This window comes from Gilliamella sp. GillExp13 (assembly GCF_001690815.1).
Classification (GTDB): domain Bacteria; phylum Pseudomonadota; class Gammaproteobacteria; order Enterobacterales; family Orbaceae; genus Gilliamella; species Gilliamella bombi.
In genome coordinates this window covers 1-1,286 of record NZ_LZHJ01000119.1, presented here as the reverse complement: position 1 = coordinate 1,286, position 1,286 = coordinate 1, and the positions used below count along the sequence as shown (strand labels likewise).

Genomic DNA, 1,286 nt, shown 5'->3' with positions numbered 1-1,286 from the left:
TATAGATTGATTGGACGCTGACTTTCTTTAAACGTGCAGCAATCTGCTCTGGGCTGTAATAAAGCATGAGGTATTTTTCAACTTGGCGCCATACCGAAGACTCTATTGGCTTACCATTACCGCTGTTTTTTCGCCTTTTCCTAGCTAGGGTTACCGCATCATGTGCTTGATAGGCTTGATTAGGTTTTGAGTTTCTTTCTATCTCTCGACTTATTGTCGAAGGATGTCTATTGAGTAGCTGGGCTATCTCTTTTTTATTCTTTCCGGCTTGTAATAATACGAAAATTTGGTATCTTTCCTTCCTAGAAAGGTGATTATAATACATAGCAATCTCCAAACTGTGGTGGTGCGAAGGTGCTAGTATAAATCACCTTTCTACTTTCTTCACTCCACCGTGTTTAAAATTGCACTTCATGTTTGAATCCAGGCATATCATACCGAAAAAAGTAAAAATTTCAGGCAACAATTCTTACAATTAATGTAAAAATGTTACCACTAAACTAATTTGTACAAATTCTATTCTGACTTTGACTCAACAAAACTGGATAAATTAACTTTTCCCCCAAAAAATGCTTTTGCTGTTTTACTAACAACTACCGAACCTATTACACATAGAGTAAGAAGAAATAATATAATATCTGTTATAACAATAGCCATTATTTCGCTGTCTGTTAATGAGTCTGCAACCTCATCAAACCATTTCAGACAATATATATTGAAAAATAAAACAATTATTGCTGTCAGCGATGTTAACACAAAAGCAATGACAGAACTTGAAATTAATGACTTCACCTGTAAATTATCATAAACAGTTTTAAATTGTTTTCGCAAAACAAAATAACCAATCGTATTTACAATCAGTAAAAAAACTGAATAAAAAATAATAGTTCTAATGTGGTATTCAAGGGGACCTATAGAATCCAGAGGATCTTTAGGAACAAAAAAGAAATTTAAACAAAATAAGGCAATAGATAAATAATAGAAATTAAATAATAGAATAAATAAAGATAAATGAGTTTTTTGACTATTGTCCGAGGATAATACAATCATATCTGGCTCTGTTACAAAAACTGTTCGCAGTAGCTTTATCCCTAAACAAATCACCATTATTATCCAAATATAACAAGCTAATCTAAATACGCCTATATAGAGACTTTCTATATAAGGAAAATAATATGGCGGTATAGCAGAATATAAAAATCCAAGAACCTGTCGCTCAAATATCACCTGATAACCATTGATGCCTATTATTATAATAAATAACAATTAAGAACACACAAAGCAAA

The 1,286-nt window shown here is 32.0% G+C and carries 2 protein-coding genes; both read right to left on the bottom strand.

Features of this window, described 5'->3' with window-relative positions:
• The coding region (locus tag A9G37_RS08675; protein ID WP_065575271.1) for a helix-turn-helix domain-containing protein at positions 1-325 on the bottom strand (325 nt) is incomplete at its 3' end.
• A 191-nt stretch (positions 326-516) separates the two neighbouring features.
• Positions 517-1,227: a hypothetical protein gene (locus A9G37_RS08670; protein WP_141671139.1), complete on the bottom strand. Its 711-nt coding sequence runs from the start codon at positions 1,225-1,227 to the stop codon at positions 517-519.
• Positions 1,228-1,286: the final 59 nt, after the last annotated feature.